16 protein-coding genes and 1 tRNA gene are annotated in these 18,382 nt (G+C 60.6%); 12 read left to right on the top strand and 5 right to left on the bottom strand.

Annotated elements, in window-relative coordinates:
- Positions 1-209: flagellin N-terminal helical domain-containing protein (locus HMPREF9710_RS17915; protein ID WP_005668639.1), on the bottom strand; the 209-nt coding region annotated here is incomplete at its 3' end.
- Positions 210-361: 152 nt separating this feature from the next.
- Positions 362-2,554, bottom strand: coding sequence for an O-linked N-acetylglucosamine transferase, SPINDLY family protein (locus HMPREF9710_RS17920; RefSeq protein WP_005668640.1), 2,193 nt, complete (start codon positions 2,552-2,554; stop codon positions 362-364).
- 352 nt (positions 2,555-2,906) lie between these two features.
- Here HMPREF9710_RS17920 and HMPREF9710_RS17925 point away from each other — a divergent pair, with 352 nt between their 5' ends.
- The 12 genes from HMPREF9710_RS17925 (at position 2,907) to HMPREF9710_RS17965 (ending at position 15,780) form a co-directional block, all read left to right on the top strand.
- Positions 2,907-4,004, top strand: coding sequence for an NAD(P)/FAD-dependent oxidoreductase (locus HMPREF9710_RS17925; RefSeq protein WP_005668641.1), 1,098 nt, complete (start codon positions 2,907-2,909; stop codon positions 4,002-4,004).
- 199 nt (positions 4,005-4,203) lie between these two features.
- On the top strand, positions 4,204-4,635 hold the full coding sequence (locus HMPREF9710_RS17930; protein ID WP_005668643.1) for a DUF2231 domain-containing protein: 432 nt from the start codon (positions 4,204-4,206) through the stop codon (positions 4,633-4,635).
- Entirely contained in the window at positions 4,632-5,927 is a 1,296-nt protein-coding gene (locus tag HMPREF9710_RS17935) for a PQQ-dependent sugar dehydrogenase (protein ID WP_005668645.1), read from the top strand. Before HMPREF9710_RS17930 ends, HMPREF9710_RS17935 begins: the two co-directional genes overlap by 4 nt.
- A gap of 468 nt (positions 5,928-6,395) precedes the next feature.
- Positions 6,396-7,307, top strand: a complete 912-nt coding sequence (locus HMPREF9710_RS27270; RefSeq protein WP_157225639.1) for a pentapeptide repeat-containing protein — start codon at positions 6,396-6,398, stop codon at positions 7,305-7,307.
- Between the two features lie 2 nt (positions 7,308-7,309).
- Positions 7,310-7,924, top strand: coding sequence for a nucleotidyltransferase domain-containing protein (locus HMPREF9710_RS28000; RefSeq protein ID WP_005668649.1), 615 nt, complete (start codon positions 7,310-7,312; stop codon positions 7,922-7,924).
- Positions 7,921-8,226, top strand: coding sequence for a hypothetical protein (locus tag HMPREF9710_RS27275; protein ID WP_081589955.1), 306 nt, complete (start codon positions 7,921-7,923; stop codon positions 8,224-8,226). The genes HMPREF9710_RS28000 and HMPREF9710_RS27275 overlap by 4 nt, the downstream gene beginning before the upstream one ends.
- A gap of 395 nt (positions 8,227-8,621) precedes the next feature.
- Complete coding sequence (locus tag HMPREF9710_RS17940) at positions 8,622-9,542, top strand: DUF2971 domain-containing protein (protein ID WP_005668652.1); 921 nt, start codon at positions 8,622-8,624, stop codon at positions 9,540-9,542.
- Positions 9,543-9,627: 85 nt separating this feature from the next.
- Complete coding sequence (locus tag HMPREF9710_RS17945) at positions 9,628-10,962, top strand: IS4 family transposase (protein ID WP_040775003.1); 1,335 nt, start codon at positions 9,628-9,630, stop codon at positions 10,960-10,962.
- Between the two features lie 619 nt (positions 10,963-11,581).
- Entirely contained in the window at positions 11,582-12,616 is a 1,035-nt protein-coding gene (gene dusA / locus HMPREF9710_RS17950) for a tRNA dihydrouridine(20/20a) synthase DusA (protein ID WP_005668653.1), read from the top strand.
- 354 nt (positions 12,617-12,970) lie between these two features.
- Positions 12,971-14,740, top strand: coding sequence for a methyl-accepting chemotaxis protein (locus HMPREF9710_RS17955; protein WP_005668655.1), 1,770 nt, complete (start codon positions 12,971-12,973; stop codon positions 14,738-14,740).
- 96 nt (positions 14,741-14,836) lie between these two features.
- Positions 14,837-15,181, top strand: coding sequence for an energy transducer TonB (locus HMPREF9710_RS17960; RefSeq protein WP_005668656.1), 345 nt, complete (start codon positions 14,837-14,839; stop codon positions 15,179-15,181).
- Positions 15,182-15,372: 191 nt separating this feature from the next.
- On the top strand, positions 15,373-15,780 hold the full coding sequence (locus HMPREF9710_RS17965; RefSeq protein ID WP_005668657.1) for a YXWGXW repeat-containing protein: 408 nt from the start codon (positions 15,373-15,375) through the stop codon (positions 15,778-15,780).
- Positions 15,781-15,790: 10 nt separating this feature from the next.
- On the opposite strand, the gene HMPREF9710_RS17970 is transcribed toward HMPREF9710_RS17965, so the two are convergent.
- The 3 genes from HMPREF9710_RS17970 to HMPREF9710_RS17980 all read right to left on the bottom strand — a co-directional run bounded on the left by HMPREF9710_RS17970 (position 15,791) and on the right by HMPREF9710_RS17980 (position 18,336).
- The gene (locus HMPREF9710_RS17970) at positions 15,791-17,359 is read right to left on the bottom strand and encodes a sensor domain-containing diguanylate cyclase (RefSeq protein ID WP_051205136.1); all 1,569 of its coding nucleotides are present in this window, start codon (positions 17,357-17,359) and stop codon (positions 15,791-15,793) included.
- A 168-nt stretch (positions 17,360-17,527) separates the two neighbouring features.
- Positions 17,528-18,196, bottom strand: coding sequence for a pentapeptide repeat-containing protein (locus HMPREF9710_RS17975; protein WP_005668660.1), 669 nt, complete (start codon positions 18,194-18,196; stop codon positions 17,528-17,530).
- A gap of 64 nt (positions 18,197-18,260) precedes the next feature.
- A tRNA-His gene (locus tag HMPREF9710_RS17980) sits at positions 18,261-18,336 on the bottom strand.
- Positions 18,337-18,382: the final 46 nt, after the last annotated feature.

Consider the following 18,382-nt stretch of genomic DNA (forward strand, 5'->3'; position numbering starts at 1 on the left):
GAGTTCTGGGTGTTGCGCATCGCCACGGTCATGCCCGAGGTCTGGGCTTTCAGGCGCGAAGCGATCTGCAGGCCGGCGGCGTCGTCCATGGCCGAATTGATACGGTAGCCGGTCGACAGGCGGGTCATCGAAGTCGACAGCGAGCTCTGGGTTTTCGCGATCGAATTCTGCGCGGACAGAGCGGCGTTGTTGGTGTGAAGGCTCAGCATGGTAGCTCCTGTTGGTACAGCATTATCTGGAAATTCGAGCGCGTCACTCGCTCTCCACTGTACAAGGCGACCAGTTTCGCTACGGCATTAAATTCTTTTGAGAAATTTTTTTGCAGATAAGAGAAAGGGGGCAGTCGCCCCCTCCGGCAGAATCAGTCCGGCGCGGCCGGCTGCCGTCCATAGGCCTCCACATCGGCCAGGCTGACCGGGAACGGCGCCGCCTCCTGCCCATCGCACCAGCGGGTCCACATGCGCCGCATCGCGATCTCGAACGACGCGCCGAGGATGGCCGGATAGCCGAGGGGCGACTCCAGGAAGCGCTGGCGCATGGTCTGGCGCATGGTCGCCAGCGCCGACACGTTCTCGGACAGGAGGGCGCCGAGCTTGACGTAGGTCTCTTCGCTCTCGGTGACGAAGGCGCCCAGGCCGAGATGCATCATGAATGCCGCCGCCGCGTGGCTGGGATTGGTTGCTCCGACCGTGGCCAGGGTCGGCACGCCCATCCACAGGGCATGGCCGATCGTGGTCCCGCCGCTGTAGGGGAAGGGACTGAGGCAGATGTCGACCTCGTAATGCTGCTTCAGGTAATGGTACATGCCGGCGCGCTCGCGCAACAGCAGCCGCTCGCGCGGAATGCCTTCCTGGGCGAACCAGTCGACCAGCACGTCGTCGATCCCCTCCTGCATGCCGCCCAGCAGCATTTTCGCGGTCGGGATGGCGTGCAGCAGCAGCGACCATTGCCTGATCACGTCCTGTCCCAGCTTGCTGGCGCGGTGGAAGCTGCCGAAGGTGATATAGCCGTTCTCCAGGGCGGGCAGGGGATTGACCGGCGGCGCGGTCGGCTCCGGCAAAAACAGCACGAACATCGGCAGCCGCACGATGTTTTCGGTGAACTGCCGGTCGTAGCGCGTGCCGGGCAGCCAGAAACGGTCGCCCAGGATGTAGTCCACCGCTTCCAGGCCGGTCGTGCCCGCGTAGCCGATCCAGGTCGCCTGGACCGGCGCCGGCTTGCGCGCAAACAGGGGCAGGCGGTTCAATGCCGAGTGGCCGGACAGGTCGATCAGGATGTCGATCGCATCCGCGCGGATCAGGCGCTCGGCGGCCGCGTCGTCGAGATGCATGATCGACCGCCATGCCGCCACGTCGGCGCGCATCGTGTGCGTCATCTCGTCTTCCTTGACCTGGTTGTGGTAGACGTAGAACTCGACCTGCGTGCTGTTCTTGAGGGTGCGCAGGACCGGCGCGATGAAGCGCGCGACCGCGTGCCGGTACAGGTCGCCCGACACCAGCCCGATGCGCAGCTTGCGCTGCGGGTCGCGCACGTTGGCGTGCGGCTGGCGCAGCGCGCGCAGCGGCGTTTCCCACCGCTCGCCATAGGCGAAATGCTCGCGCGTGAGCTCATCTCCATCCTGGCAGCAATGGCTCAGGATGAACAGCAGCATGCTGTGGTGTTCCGGGCTCGGGGCGTGCGCCAGGAGTTCGCGCGCCAGGCGCAGCGCTTCCTGCCATTCGCCGAGGGCGAAACGGGTATGGATTCCGGTGCGCAGCGCCATGATATTGGCCGGATCGAGCTCCTGCGCGCGCCGGGACATGGCCACCGCTTCCGGCAGGCGGCCGAGCATGTGGAGCGTGCCGGCCAGTTCCGCGACCAGCTGCCCGTTGTCCGGTTCGCGCGCCACGGCTTCTTCGAGGATGACGACCGCGTCGTCGACCTTGCCCAGCGCACGCCGGCACAGGCCGATATGGCGCAGCGCATTCAGGTGGGCCGGCTGCTCGGCGACGACCCGCTCCATGCAGGCCAGCGCCTCCTTGTGCCGGTGCAGCGAGTACAGGACGTAGCCGAGGTCGTAACGGGCGTCCGTGCGCTGCGGCTCGAGTTTGAGGACGCGCCGCAGCACGTCGGCCGCCTCTTCGAGGCGTTGTTGCTTGTACAAGGCGCCCACCAGGAGCAGGTGCGAACCGACGTCGTCCGGCTTCAGCGCGACCGCGCGCCGGGCGCTGTCCTCGGCCTGCTGGTGGCGGCCGAGCCTGGACAGGGAGTCGGCCAGGCCCCGCTGCAGGTCGGCGGCGTCCTGGACGCGCAGCGCCTGGCGGTAGCTGGCGGCCGCTTCTTCGTAGCGCTCCAGTTCGAACAGGGCGGCGGCCAGCACCGCATGCAGTTCCGGCTGCCTGACCTTGAGCTCGAACGCGCGCTGCAGCGCGCGCACGCCCTCGTCGAGCTGGCGCTGGCGCAGCAGGGACAGACCCAGCAGGGCGTGGGCGTTCGCATCGCGCGGTTTCTTGCGCACGGCGCGCCGGTGCTGCTCGATCTCGGGATTGGCGCCAGGGGGCGTCATCTGGTTCATGCCGCGCTCCCGGGGAACCGGGCCCGCGACGGCGCGGAGGTGGTTGGTGTCGGTGTGATCATGGGATGTCGTCAGCGCTACAGCAGCTGTTTGCTTGCCCGTGGGAAATAACGACGATTGTAATTGCTCGGTTCTTCCTTGTCGTCTGTTTATTGGCATAAAGGACGAGATTGCCGGCCAGGCGCAACAGTGGCAAGCGGGCCGGAATGGCGGCTTTTCCTTGACCTCAAGTGAGCTTGAGGATTTATAACGTTGAAGTCCGCCCGCCCGGCAAGCGCCCGGCGCCGGCGGCGCCATCGCGTTTTACGCGCATCGACGACACCATGCAGCCAAGCCGGCAGAAGGAGCAAACATGAACAAGCCAGTTGAAACGACCCATCTCTCCAGGCCCGCATTCCAGGCGTCGGGCGGCGCCATCGAAGCCGACGCCGTGATCGTCGGCGCCGGCCCCGTCGGCCTGTTCCAGGTCTTCGAGCTGGGCTTGCTGGATATCCGCGCCCACGTGATCGATTCGCTGGGCGCGGTGGGCGGCCAGTGCATGGAGCTGTATCCGGACAAGCCGATCTACGACATCCCGGCGGCGCCCGTGCTCACCGGGCGCGAACTGACCGACAACCTGCTGCGGCAGATCGCGCCGTTCGCGCCGACCTTCCACCTGGGGCAGGAAGTCACGCTGCTGCAGCGGCGCGCCGACCGTCGCTTCGACCTCGAGACCTCGCTCGGCACGCGCTTCATCGCCAGGACGGTGATCATCGCGGCCGGCGTCGGCGCCTTCCAGCCGCGCAAGCTGAAAGTGGCCGGCATCGACCGCTTCGAGGGCAGCCAGCTGTTCTACCGGGTCAAGCACCCCGAGCGCTTCCACGGCCGGCAGCTGGTGATCTGCGGGGGCGGGGATGCGGCGCTGGACTGGGCGCTGGAATTCGCGGGCAAGGCCGCATCGGTGGTGCTGGTGCACCGCCGCGACGGTTTCCGCGCCGCCCCGGCCTCGATCGCGAAGATGAAGCAGCTGTGCGAGGCGCAGGAGATGCAGTTCATCTCCGGCCAGGTCACGGGCTTCGACGTGCAGGGCGGCCGGCTGTCCGAAGTGAAGGTGGCAGGCGGCGACGGCGTCACCCGGCGCGTGCCGGCCGACGTCCTGATGGTGTTCTTCGGCCTGCTGCCGATGCTGGGACCGATCGTGGACTGGGGACTGGACATGGAGATGCGCCAGTTGCGGGTGCGCGATACCGCGACGTTCGAGACCAGCGAGCCGGGCATCTATGCCGTCGGCGACATCAATACCTATCCCGGCAAGAAGAAACTGATCCTGTCGGGCTTTCACGAGGCGGCGCTGGCGGCCTTCGGCGCAGCGGCCTATGTCTTCCCCGACAAAATGACGCACATGTTGTATACGACGACGTCGCCGAAGATCCACAAATTGCTGGGCGTGGAGACGCCGGTGTTCGACTGAGCGAAGAGAAAAGCGTCGGTCGGCCCGCATCCTGGACTGGTGCTGGCTGCGCACCAAGAGCGGGCTGATACCCGGCCTCGGCTTCATCCTCACCGTCGCGCAAGTTTTAATAGAAATTGAACGCTGGCTCAACCATGCGCCAGGACATCGATCGACTCGATATGATTTGAATAACACAATCACTATCAAGGACAATCCGATGTCGACTGTCGTTACAGCGAACCCGGCATACCGCAGCGCGCCGGGCACGCTTCATACCATCCTGCTTGCGGGCAGCGTCTCGCTCTTCCTGGGCGCATTGCTGAGCGATCTCGCCTACTACAACACCTACCAGATCCAGTGGAGCAATTTTGCGTCCTGGCTGATCGCGGGCGCCGAGCTGTTCAGCGGACTGGCCCTGGTGTTTGCGCTGGTCAACCTGATCCGGGCGCCGCACAAGAAAGGCCATGTGCTGACCTATTTCCTGCTGCTCCTGGCCACCTGGGCGCTGGGACTGTTCAACGCCTTCCAGCACGCCAAGGATGCCTGGGCCGTCATGCCGGCCGGCCTGGTGCTGTCCGCCATCGTCTTCGTCCTGGCCTGCCTGGCGGCCTGGGTCGGCCTCAATCCACGCGTGGGAGGTGCGCCATGAAGCGATCGAGCACACTGGTGATGCTGGGTGTGAGCCTGCTGCTGGCCGCCTGCACCGAAGGCGAGGGCGCCAAGACGCTGTCGCGCGGCGCCGATCCGACGCTGCCGGAGCCGCAACGGGGCATCTTGCCGAGCATGAAGATCGCCGAACCGTCGCCCTGGGGCGACCAGAAGCCGACCGTGCCGGAAGGCTTCAGCGTCACGGCCATCGCGACCGATCTGCAGATCCCGCGCCAGACGCTGGTCTTGCCGAATGGCGACATCCTGGTAGCCGAAGGCCGCGGCGGCAATGCGGCCAAGCTCAAGCCGAAGGACGTGATCGCCGGCTATATCAAGGCCAAGGGCAATACCCAGGTCAAGAGCGGCAACCGCCTGACCCTGCTGCGCGATGCCGACGGCGACGGCCAGTACGAACTGAAGACCGTGTTCGCGGACAAGCTGAACGCCCCGTATGGCCTGGCGTTTGCCAACAACAAGATCTACGTGGCTAACCAGGACGAACTGGTGAGCTTCGACTACCAGGAAGGCCAGACGGAGGCCGGTGGTGCGCCGACCACGATCACCAAGCTGCCATCCGCGATCAACCACCACTGGACGAAGGCGATGACCGTCAGCCCCGACGGGCGTTATCTGTATGTCGGCATCGGCTCGAACAGCAATATCACCGAGCGCGGCATGGAAGCCGAAGTCGACCGCGCCATGGTGTGGCAGATCGACGCCACTGCCGGCACCTATAAACCGTATGCGACGGGCCTGCGCAATCCGACGGCGCTGGCCATCAACCCGGAAACCGGGCAGCTGTGGTCGGTGGTCAACGAACGCGACGAGCTGGGGCCGGACCTGGTGCCGGACTACCTGACCTCGGTGCGCGAAGGCGGCTTCTATGGCTGGCCCTACGCCTACTGGGGCCAGAACGCCGATCCGCGCGTCAAGCCGGGCGACCCGGAAAAGGTCAAGGCCACCATCAAGCCGGACTACAGCCTCGGCTCGCACGTGGCCGCGCTCGGCCTGCATTTCTCGTCGCCGGTGATGGGCGAGAAGTTCGCCAACGGCGCCTTCGTCGGCGAGCATGGCAGCTGGAACCGCAATCCGCCGGTGGGCTACAAGGTGATCTTCATCCCGTTCGCCAACGGCCGTCCGGCCGGCGAACCGATCGACTTCGTCACCGGCTTCCGTACCGAGGAAGGCAAGACGCGCGGCCGGCCGGTGGGTGTGACCGTCGATCCGCGCGGGGCCCTGATCGTCGCGGACGACCTGGCCAATACCGTGTGGCGGGTGACGCGCAACCGTTGATGCGGTAGTGAATGGAGAACGGCGGCCTTGCTCCGGCAATGCCGCCATTTTTTTGCGCCCCCATGATGGATTGGACCGAAAGGTCAGTGTTCATGCGGGTTTGGGGGGGCGGTGTGTGCACTCCATGTGCATCCGCGCTCAACAGTCGTTTCACGGTAGAAGAGCCCTGCTAGGTCCATGACCTTCATTCTACGAGCTATCGTCTAGCTCACTCAATGTGACGGCTCTAGTGAGGGACTCGGAAGAGAGTACAGAGAAGGCTCCCCGACAGTCCGCCGCTGTATGATCCGAAGCAGGTTGCTAATCACACTGAACATGCTAGGAACTGCTGAGGTCATTTATCGCTCAGAAGTGCTCTGTTGAGGCTGACCATCCACAGTGCCGCTACCTCAGGCAGTCGTTGATGTACTCGCAACATTCGGTCACAATGCCGTTAAAGCCACGATGGTTGCAGCGACTAAGCATATAATGACCACTACCGAACCACAAGAAAATTTCGAAAAGGTTGTCACTCAATCAACGGCAGAGCTGGAGGGCGAGCCAAAGAAGACAGTGCCACCTGCTCTAAAAAAAGGTAACCGAGAGGCACTTTCGGACCTATATTTTGACAGGAGTGTCCAAAACGAGTCGGAAGACTATGAATTCAAGATATATACAAGGGTAAACGCGAAGAAAAATACCACCTTCAAAAACGTGTCATTTCAACACAGTGTTTTTGATGCTTGCTATTTTAATAATTGTGTTTTTAATACTTGTGACTTTACTGGATGTCGATTTATCGGTTGCAATTTTCATCAGTCATCCTTCTCGGGTTGCAACTTTGAATATGCAATTTTCGAACGCTCTCAGCTTAGCGACGATATCCTTGAAAGTGAAGCCCCTCGGGAAGAAAATTTGAAGATGCGGTTTGCTCGTTCGCTTCGGATGAACTTCCAGCAGATCGGCGATGCAAAGGCCGTTAACAAGGCAATTTCTCTCGAACTAAATGCCACCTCCAGTTACCTCAGGAAGTCGTGGTCTTCGAGTGAGTCATATTATCGTGAAAAATATGCGAACTGGAAAAGGGTGCCGCAATTTTTCAAGTGGATCGAGTTTACGGTACTTGACTTTGTGTGGGGGAACGGGGAGAACACACTCAAGTTAATTCGAACAATCCTATTGGTACATTTGCTTATTGCTGGGTTTGATTGCTATTACTTTGGGAATTGGTGGAACTTGAAAGAATTTTTCAAAAGTCTTAGTGAGTCGCCAGGTGTATTTTTTGGAATTGAGTCATTAAATCCATACCCTACTTGGGTGTCCGCCTTGATTGCGGCTGCTCGCTTAATTAGCTTTGCATTTTTAACTGCTATTCTTGTTAAACGTTTTGGTCGTCGCTAGTTATGCACATTTATGCGTTTGGCTCCGTTTGTCGCGGCGAGATCGATCTTGGCTCGGATATTGATTTGCTGGCTTGTGTCGATGCGTCTGCGCCCGAAATCGATGTTAATAAATATTCGGTGTATCAGTATGGGCGTTTGCGGGATTTGTGGGATGAGGGGAGCCCCTTTGCTTGGCATCTTTATTTGGAATCTAAACTTCTGTATTCGTCAGATGGATCAGATTTTGTAAAAGTACTCGGTGAGCCAGCACAATACAGCCGTGTGGAGGAAGATTGTGAGAAGTTCCGACTGCTTTTTGAACGCTCTTACGACGAGCTTAGACTAGATTTAAATAGCGCCACTTTCAATTTGTCGTGTATGTTTTTAGCTGTTCGAAATTTCGCAACATGCCATTCGCTTTCCCTTGGGAGCCCGATATTCTCAAGGAGGTCACCGCTTATGGTGAACCCCAAACTAGATATAGATCCGAATGCGTTCTCTGTCATGACCCGCGCACGATTGTTGTCTACGAGAGGTTATGGGGAAAATCTTAGCCCACGTGAGATAGTTGATACTATTCAAGCTGTTGCAAATGTTTCGCAATGGATGGCTGCACTGAAAGGACAAAGGTCATGAGTGAGTTTAATAATCGTATTGACGCTCAGCGTGCAGTTTTACGCATTGTAAACAGCAAGCGATGGGATGAAGAACTTCTCGGTCTTTCTAATGGTGCAATCGAGCGATGGATGCGCGCAAATCGATTAAATGCAGCAGAGAATCTTTCGTTAGCTATATATGAGGCTGCTGACAAACTATTCTTTTTGGCAAACAAGAGCCAGGAGCAAATTACGGAGGAATATCGCATGCTTTCGGTTCAGGTTTCAGACTTAACTGATCGCATAGCTCGGCTTATGCAAGAACGTGCGGCACTCAAGTAAAAGTTTGGTTTGTACACGTTGATAATCGACACCGTGTGCGTAGGAGTAGAAAAAGAATTTTTGAAGTCGCAAGTTTAAGAAAAATTATTTACAACTCGACCTGACAGGCTCCCAGTCGCGGAATCTGTAGAAATATCTGGTGTGGGAAGGTGAAAAAGGCTGGCGAGGGAACAGACGGTTAAGTACCGTAGACCAGCAATGAAGGGCACCTGCTTTCCCGGCTTAAAAGATCTGGGGACCCTGCCATAGAGGGCCGCATGCGCTTGAAGTCTCGTATTTGTAAGCTAAAGGTAACCGCTGTGTATCTATATTTGATACTCGTGGGTAAATGATATCCTCTTTCTTATCGTATGTTCCATAAAACATTGGCATCGTCAGACAACCCCGGAGAAGAGATGGATTTCCCACCAGTTGAGGCTCACATGGCATTCCAAGAGCTAGCTTTAACGAAAATCGACGAGTTCGTTCAGCGGTCGTTCTCGTCTCTCAATGGTCATCCGCACCTCTACCATTACACCGGACATAAGGTAGTTGTTGACTCACTGAAGAGGGACGGACGCTTTTGGGCAACAAGCGCCAGTCACATGTCTGACAGCAACGAGCTTCGATACGGTGCCGAGATGGTTACGGAGGTACTGGACGCCTTTCTCGAACATAACCCTATGTTGCCCTTTGCGATCCGTGAGTTCGTGGACATGGCGAAGGAGCGGGCGAACCCTTACTCAAACGACTTCACGGATCAGATTGAAACATTTTTCGTCTGCTTCAGCGAGAGCGGCGATCTAGAGCATCAGTGGAAACACTATGCTAACGACGCCAAAGGGTATTGCATCCACCTAGACGTGATGCCGCCATTCGCTGACCCAGGAAGTGGTCAGTCCATTGAGCTGCTACGCCAGAACGTGCAGTTCCTGAAGGTTGTCTATGACCGGCAAGAACAATATCAACTGATTACTGAAGCATTACGCGATTTTGTCAACCTGTTACAAGACAGTACAGATAAGTACGGCCTAGGAGCAATGATGTTCGGTATGAACGCATCTGTTGGGTTGTACGATGTTCTACGTTACTACGTGATGTCTTTCAAGGATGCTTCTAAATACGCAAACGAGAAAGAATGGCGATGCGTCTACGGAATGTCGAATTTTGCTAACCGGAATTACCCTGTCAGGGAACGGCAATTACGCGAGCGTAATGTTCCGTATGTCGAGATGCCATTGATTTCGGCCGCAGGTCCGTTGACTATTCGTCAGGTGAAAGCGGGCGTGAACTCACCTCGTTATACACAAGTCCGCCAGCCTCACCACGCCGGCTGAAAATCCCGTTTACTTTCAATGACTTGCCAGCGCCCTTGTAAACCTTTGCAAAATCGCGTTTACTCTCGTCTTTTGCGTGGCGCAATTGGCGAGCAAATCGAAGGGATGGACCGATTCGGAGTTTGAGCAACTCGACCTGGGCGACGCGCGCCTGAACCGGCGAGCGAGGACACTGATGGAAACAATGGCGGGGGCACCGACGGCGAGCGTGCCAAAGGCCTGTAACGGCTGGGGTGAGACGATGGCCGCGTATCGCTTCTTCGACAATGACGGCGTCGACTGGCGGGCAATCCTGGAGCCGCACTGGCAGCAAACGGAACAGCGAATGGCCGAGCAGTCGGTGGTGCTGTGTCTGCAGGACACGACCGAACTGGACTTTAACGGACAGCAGGCGCGCGGCCTCGGACCGCTCAGCTATGAAGCGCAGCGCGGCATGTACGTCCACCCCACCTACGCGGTGACGACGGCGCGCGAGCCGCTGGGGATCCTGGACGTGTGGATGTGGGCGCGCGCGCTGCGCGACACCAACGGCCAGCGCGGCGGCCCCAAGGAAAGCCTGCGCTGGATCGAAGGCTACGAAAGACTGGCGGAACTGGCACCGCGCCTGCCCGCCACGCGCTTGGTGTATGTGGCCGACCGCGAGGCGGACATGCTGCCCTTGATGGCGCGGGCGCAGCAGCTCGACTGCCCGGTGGACTGGCTGGTGCGCGCCGCGCACAACCGCTGCTTGCCCAACAGCGAGAAGCTGTGGCCGCATGCCACGGAAGGCGCGCCGCTGGGGGAAATCGAGTTCGCGCTGGCCGCGCGGCCGGGCGCCAAGGCGCGCATCGTGCGCCAGCAGCTGTGGGCACGCCGGGTCGAACTGAACGCGGGCAAGGGCAAGGTGGTGACCGCCACATGCATCGTGGCGCGTGAACACGGCGCTCCGGCCGGCGTCAAGCCGATCGAATGGCGCCTGCTGACGAACCGGGTCGCCACCAGCGCGGCCGAGGTGGCCGAATTGATCGACTGGTATCGCGCCCGCTGGGAAATTGAAATGCTGTTCAATGTGCTCAAGAACGGCTGCAAGGTCGAGGAACTTCAGCTGGGCACGATCGAGCGCATCGAGCGCGCACTGGCGCTGTACTTGGTCGTAGCCTGGCGCATTGCCTATCTGGTACGCATGGGCCGTACCTGCCCGAACCTGGATGCCCACTTGTTCTTTGATCCCGATGAGATACGCGGCGCCTACTTGCTCAACAAATTACGCCCCCAGCCCAACCCGGCGTTAAACGAAGTAATACGCTTGATCGCCCGCGCGGGCGGCTTCTTGGGCCGAAAAGGTGATGGCGAACCTGGTGCCAAGACCCTCTGGGAAGGGCTGCGCGACGTGCGCGCCTCAGCTCTCACCCTTCAAGCACTACGCGAACTTGGAGACTGACGAGTTGTGTATAACGAGGTGGCGTGAACTGCGTCAATCCATAGGATCGATGGGACGACCGGGAGCCGTTGAGGTCAGTAGACGCAAGAACTTATACGCAAGGCGATAGTTCAAGCGACTGTTTGCGTAAGTTTATCTCCAATTGGAGGCTTTTGCTTACCGGCGTGCTGAAGCCAGAAGATCCGTGGAAGTCGCGACGATGGCTTAACATGAAAATAAGCCCGAAAAGTACCACCGTCGCTGCTTCTAAATATCATGGGAGCCTTCCGATGAGGGTACTGGATTGTCAGAGGGCCACCGCTACGGGTCACATGGTGGCCTCCTAGGGCTTACGCTGCCGCCTTGAGAATTTGATATACCGAAGCGATTCCAACGCTGGGCTGGTATCAGGTCTGACATTCGGACACAAGCTCAACAATCCATGCTGCCTGGGCTCACCGGGTAGTCAGTCTTGAGTCGGCGCTCACCCCGGCTGCACGCGAGCCGACCGTCCGCTACTAAAGAGACGTGTTTGCAAAACTGTTCCGCACCAAGTGTGCGGTCCGGGCAGCTTTGGCTTATCATTGCGGGTTCCCGACAGTATCTGTCGTCTTTTTACCGGCGACCACCCCCTCTCAGCATGAGCACCACCTCGACCATTCCAGGCATCGCCCCAGCCTCCGTCCTGCCATCGCGCCGCCTGTCGGTCGCCCCCATGATGGACTGGACCGACCGCCACTGCCGCGTCTTCCACCGCCAGATCACCCGCCACACCTGGCTGTACACCGAGATGGTCACCACCGGCGCCCTGGTTTATGGCGACGTCGAGCGCCACCTGCGCTATGACGATGTCGAGCACCCGGTCGCCCTGCAACTGGGCGGCAGCGATCCGGCCGACTTGGCCAAAAGCGCGAAGCTGGGCGAGCAATGGGGCTATGACGAGATCAATCTCAACTGCGGTTGCCCGTCCGAGCGGGTGCAGAAGGGCGCGTTCGGCGCTTGCCTGATGAACGAGCCGCAGCTGGTGGCCGATTGCGTGAAGGCGATGCGCGACGCGGTCTCGATCGACGTCACGGTGAAACACCGCATCGGCATCGATTACGACGAGGAATACGGCTTCGTACGCGATTTCGTCGGCACCATCGCCGACGCCGGCTGCAAGACCTTCATCGTGCACGCCCGCAATGCCGTCCTGAAAGGGCTGTCGCCGAAGGAAAACCGCGAGATCCCGCCGCTGCGCTACGCGGTCGCCTATCAGCTCAAGCGCGAATTCCCGGACCTCGAGATCCTGATCAACGGCGGCATCAAGAGCGACGACGAAATCGCGCTGCACCTGCAACACGTCGATGGCGTGATGCTCGGCCGCGAGGCTTATCACAATCCCTGGACCATGGCCGACTGGGACCGCCGCTTCTATGGTGACGCCGGCGCCGGTCGCCCGCGTTCGCGGGTCGAGGTGCTGGAGGCGATGATCCCGTATATCGAGGAGCAGCTGCGCCTGTACGGCCCGCTGGGCCTGAAGCTCAACAGCATCACGCGCCACATGCTGGGCCTGATGCAGGGCTTGCCGGGCGCCCGTTCTTTCCGCCAGACCCTGTCCGACTCGAAGAAGCTGGCGCTGGGCGATCCGCGCCTGCTCCTTGAAGCTGCCGCCAGGATGCCGGCTGCGGCCTGAAATAATCTATCCAAAAGTAACAAAAAGGCGTGCTGAGGCACGCCTTTTTTTATTTCCTGTCGACAAATCGATACATTTGATTGTCGAAATGACCACGCAAGTTTCAAAATTGCTTGCTGTGTGGAAATAGCTGTTCCATAATGCAGACCTGTTCCAATGTTGCACTGTATCAATCCTGTTGTTGTGCCGAAACAATTCGGTCGAGCAAGAGATTTTCTGACTAGCGACATGAAATCTTGATTTATCCTGTCGGAAACACCTGAAATCGTGAAGAAACAATGATTTCAGACGCGCTTCGCACGGCGCTTGTCTCTCCGAGCGAGTTTCGATCAATAAGTTACAGGGAAAACACGAATGAATTTGAACAACATGAAGGTCGGTACCCGTCTGGCCCTCGGTTTCGCACTGATCCTGGTGCTGCTGGTGGCTGTTGCTGTAGTGGGTATCTTGCGCATGGCGCAGATCCAGGATCGCCTTGACCACGTGGTCAGCGTGAGCAATGTGTCGACCGGCCTCGTGATCGAGATGCGTAACAACGTCAATGACCGCCTGCAGTCGCTGCGCGTCCTGACCCTGATGGCCGATCCGGCCGACATGGAACCGGAGATCGCCAAGTTCAAGGAACAGACCGCGCAGTACAACGAAACCCAGCGCAAGCTGACTGCCCTGTTCGCATCGAATGGCAACGACCAGGAAAAGGCGCTGCTGGCCCAGATCAAGGAACACGAAACCGCCGCCATGCCGGCGATCGCCCGCGCCACCGAACTTTATCTGGCCGCTAACGCCATGGACGCCACCCGCGTGATGGTGCGCGAAGTGCGCCCGGTGCAGCGCAAGTGGACCGACGCCCTGAACGCGCTGGCCGCCCAGGAAGAAAAACAGAACGCGCAGACCAAGGCCGATGCCGAAGCGGCGTTCGACAATGCCCGTAACTTCATGCTGGTCCTGCTGGCCCTGGCCGTGGTGCTGGGCGTGGCCGCCGCCGTCGTGATCACCCGCAGCCTGCTCAAGCAGCTCGGTGGCGAGCCTGGCTACACCGCCAAGATCGCCGGCAGCATCGCCCACGGCGACCTGTCGATCGCCATCGACACCAAGGAGTCGGACCGCGGCAGCCTGCTGGTCGAAATGAAAGAAATGCGCAACAGCCTGGTCGACATCGTGGCCCAGGTGCGCCGCGGCACCGAAACCATCGGCACCGCCTCGCGTGAAATCGCCGCCGGCAATATCGACCTGTCCTCGCGTACCGAACTGCAGGCCAGCTCGCTGGAAAAGACCGCATCGGCCATGGAACAGCTGACCTCGACCGTCAAGCAGAACGCCGACAACGCCCGTGAAGCCAATGCCCTGGCTGCCGCCGCGTCGGACGTGGCCCGCAAGGGCGGCGACGTGGTGTCGCAAGTGGTCGGCACCATGGGCGAGATCAATGGCTCGGCCAGCAAGATCGCCGACATCATCGGCGTGATCGACGGCATCGCCTTCCAGACCAACATCCTGGCGCTGAACGCCGCGGTCGAAGCGGCCCGCGCCGGCGAACAGGGTCGTGGCTTCGCGGTCGTCGCTTCCGAAGTGCGTAACCTGGCCCAGCGTTCGGCTGCGGCGGCGAAAGAAATCAAGACCCTGATCGACGATTCGGTGTCGAAGGTCGAGCGCGGCAGCAAGCTGGTCGGCCAGGCCGGCGTGACGATGGATGAAGTGGTGTCGAGCGTCAAGCGCGTGACCGACATCATGAGCGAGATCGCCAACGCCAGCGCCGAACAGAGCGCCGGCATCGCCCAGGTCAACACCTCGATCATCGAGATGGATGGCATGACCCAGCAAAATGCCGCGCTGGTGGAAGAAGCCGCCGCGGCCGCCCAGAGCCTGCAGGACCAGGCCGGCGAACTGGCCCGCGTGGTCAGCATCTTCAAGCTGGAAGAGGGTGAACAGTTCCAATTCGAGGCGCAGGCGCCAGTCGCGACCACCACCGCGGTGGTGGTCCGTCCGGCCGCCAAGCGTCCCGTACCGCCGGCGCCGAAAAAGCCGGTCGCCGCCAGCGCCGCGGTGAATCCGGACGAGGCGGAAGTCGCGCCGAAGCCGAAAAAGGCAGCTGCCACCGTCGGCAACGACGAGTGGGAAGAATTCTAAGCATTCATTACCAAGCAAACCTGCGCCGGCCAGTCGGGCGGCGCGCTAGCGAAGCATCACGACATTTAACTCTTAAAAACCTTATTTGGGGAAATCATGAAAAACCTGTCCGCCAAGCTGTTCGTTGCACTGACCCTGACCGGCGCCGCCAGCGCCAGCTTCGCCGCCGAAACCCCGGCATCGTTCGATCCGAAGAAGTGCGCCATCGAATATCCGAAGGCGTCGCTGATGAACGAAGAGCAGGGCACGACCTCGGCATCGTTCCTGGTCAATGCGGACGGCACCGTGGCGGAATCGAAGATCGACAAGTCGAGCGGCTTCAAGAACCTGGACCGCGCACTGGTCAAGGGCTTGACCTCGTGCAAGTTCAAGCCGGGCACCAAGGATGGCGCACCGGCACAGACCTGGACCAGGGTCGACTACGCCTTCAAGCTCGACTAAATCCTTCCCCTTTACACAGCCGGCTTTCATAGCCGGCTGTGTTTTTGCGGCGCCAGCTTCCCCTCCGCTCTATCCTTTCGCTGTTACAAGTTTGTAGCGGCATGTATCGGCTGTAAAGACTTCCTTCAATTCATCTTTTTGGCGTCCCGTCTCGCTATAGTGGTTTCACACCAACCGAAACGGAGAGCACCATGAAAACCATTCTCGCCACCGCCGCCATCCTGATCGGCAGCGCAGCATTCGCGCCAGTGCAGGCCCAGGCCGCTCATCCGCGCGCCGAAGTCATCGTCATCAAGAAGGCGCCGCCGGCGCCCCGCCGCGAAGCCGTGCCGGCCGCGCGCCGCGGCTTCGAATGGGTATCGGGTTACTGGGACTGGAACGGCCGCCGTCACGAGTGGGTGGCCGGCCACTGGGAGAAAGTGCGTCCGGGCTATGCCTACCAGCGCGCGCAATGGCGCCAGGACCGTAATGGCTGGCATCTCGAGCGCGGCGGCTGGCATCAGTCGCGTCAGGTAGCGACCTACCGTGACCGCGATCGCGATCGCGACGGCGTCCCCAACCGCCACGACGCCCGCCCGAACAATCCTAACCGCTATTGATGACAGGCGCTCAGGGTGCGGCGAGATCGCCGCCGCACACCTGGTTGCGGCCCGACTGCTTGGCCCGATAGAGCAGGGCGTCGGCCCGCTCCACCAGCGCGGTGGCGCTGTCGGTCGCCATGCCGCCACCGGCGCCGCTGGTGTACACGCCCACGCTGATGGTCACCACGCCGGGGCCGTTGCCGGCATGCGGGATCCCGAGCGCCATCACCGCCTGGCGGATGCGTTCGGCCACCATCCTGGCGCCGGCCGGGTCGGTATCCGGCAGTAGCGCCACGAATTCTTCCCCGCCGTAGCGCGCGGCCAGGTCGGCCGGGCGCACCAGGCAGCCCTCGAGCGCTTGCGCCACCTGGCGCAGGCAGGCGTCGCCCGCCACGTGGCCATAGGTGTCGTTGTAGCGCTTGAAGTAATCGACGTCGAACATCAGCAGCGACAGCGGCACGCCGCTTCGGGCCGCGCGCGCGAACTCCACGTCCAGCGCTTGCTCGAAGCGGCGCCGGTTGGCGATGCCGGTCAGGCTGTCGTGGTCGGCCAGGACCGTCAGCGCGCGGTTATGTTCCTGCAGCTGTTCGCGCGCCTGCACCAGCTCGTGCTCGAGGTGGTCGCGTATCACGATCTGGCGCACCAGGCGCCGGCCGAAATAGAGCAGGAATGCAATCGCGACCAGGGTGATGGCGGCCTGGCCGAGCATCGACTTCAGCCATTTTTCCAGGATGTCGTGCTTGCTCTGCGCGGTGGCGACGATCAGCGGATAGGTTTCAAGATGACGGTAGCTGTACAGCCGTTCGATGCCGTCGATCTTCGAGCGCAGCATGGCGGTGCCGGCCGGGCCGGAGCTCAGATACATCCGGTGCACCGGGCCATTGCTCGTATCGCTGCCGATCAGCTTGTCGCTGTGCGGGAGGCGATACACCATGGTGCCGTCGTCCAGGGTCAGCATGATCACGCCATTGCTGCCCACGTCGAAGGTTTTATACAGGGTCGAGAAATAATCGATGCGGATCGTGCCGAGCGCGACGCCGCCGAAGCTGCCGTCCGGATTATTGAGGCGGCGCGAGACGGGCAGCACCCACTCGTCGCTGGAGCGGCTGCGTACCGGCTTGCCGACATGGATGAAACGGTCGGGATTGTTCAGGTGGTACTGGAAATACTCGCGGTCATCGATGGTGTACAGCGGAATGCGGTCCTGCGAGGTCATCAGCCAATGGCCATCGGGGCCGAACACGAACAAGCCATGCAGCTCCTCGACCTGGGCCACCATATTCTTCAGGTGCAACTGCAGGCGTGGGCGCCCCGCACCTGTCATGCCATCGTTCTCGATCCGCTCGACGACGCCGGCCAGCACGGTATCGACCACCCGCACCGCGCTCTCGGCCTGGGCCGCCAGCGCGTGCGACATATTCGTGGTGGCGACGGCCACTTCCGCCAGCCGCTCCTTGCGCGCGCGCCAGCCGTCCCAGACCTGTATGGTCAGCAACAACAGGCATAGGGCGGCAACGAACAGCACGGCGTTGCGCACTGCCGGGCGTTTTTCGGCGGTCAGGCGGGAGATCTCGGGGGCGGTACGCTTGTCTGGCATAAATCGGGGAGCCGCCAGGGCTCCATGCCCGCAATCCGGCATGCAAGGAAGGCGACTCGAATTTCCTGTAGAAAAGTCACCAATTGTCGCACATCAAGCATTGCCCAGCCGTTAAGTTGGTGTTTTTTACATCTGTCTCACGGTATTGACGCCAAATGTGAAGCGCATTCAGGCCACGCGCAAGCCGAGCTCGCTGACCAGTTCGGCGGCTTGGCGCGGCGTGATCCAGGCGCCCTGGAACAGCTTGATGTCGGCCAGGGTGATGCCGCCCAGGTCGGCTTCGCGCAAGTCGGCGTTGTCGAAGCGCGCCTGCTTCAGGTTGGCGCCGCGCAGGCTGCCGCCTTCGAACACGGCGTCGCGAAAATCGCAGGCGGCCAGATCGGCGTCGCCGAAATCGAGCCCGATGAGTTTCGCCTTGCGGAACGACATGCGGCGCAGGTCGGCGCCGACCAGCAGGCAATCCTCGAACGCCAGGCCAAGATGGGCCGCTTCCTCGAAGTTGGCGCCGGTCAGCTTGCAGCCCCTGAAGACGAGGGAGGCCAGGTGGGCGCGGCGCCAGCTGCTGTTGTTCAAGTCGCAGCCCTGGAAGCGGGCGTCGGTCAGGTCGGCCGCTTCGAAGTCGGCTTGCCGGCCGCGGCAGCGTTGCCAGGTGGTCTGGCCCAGCCTGGCGGCGTAGAACGAGGTCTCGGCGATGCTGCAGCTGATGAAAGTGCAGCTGCGCAGGTCGAGGCGCGACAGGTCGGCGCCGTCGAGGTCGCACTCCTGGAAGACGAGCGGGGCGTGCGGCAATGCCGCTTCGACGTCCGCGCGGGAGAGGGTTTGTTCGACAATCTGCATGCTGATTCTTCGCAAAACAAAAAAGGCCACGTGCCGGAGCAGGTGACCTTTTTCGTGAATTCGGTGGGGTGGCTGATGGGACTCGAACCCACGACAACAGGAATCACAATCCTGGACTCTACCAACTGAGCTACAGCCACCACTGACTTTCTTTTCTATCTCTGCATTGCTGAGACAGAACGAGAT

It is taken from the genome of Massilia timonae CCUG 45783, from assembly GCF_000315425.1.
In the GTDB taxonomy this organism is placed as follows: domain Bacteria; phylum Pseudomonadota; class Gammaproteobacteria; order Burkholderiales; family Burkholderiaceae_D; genus Telluria; species Telluria timonae.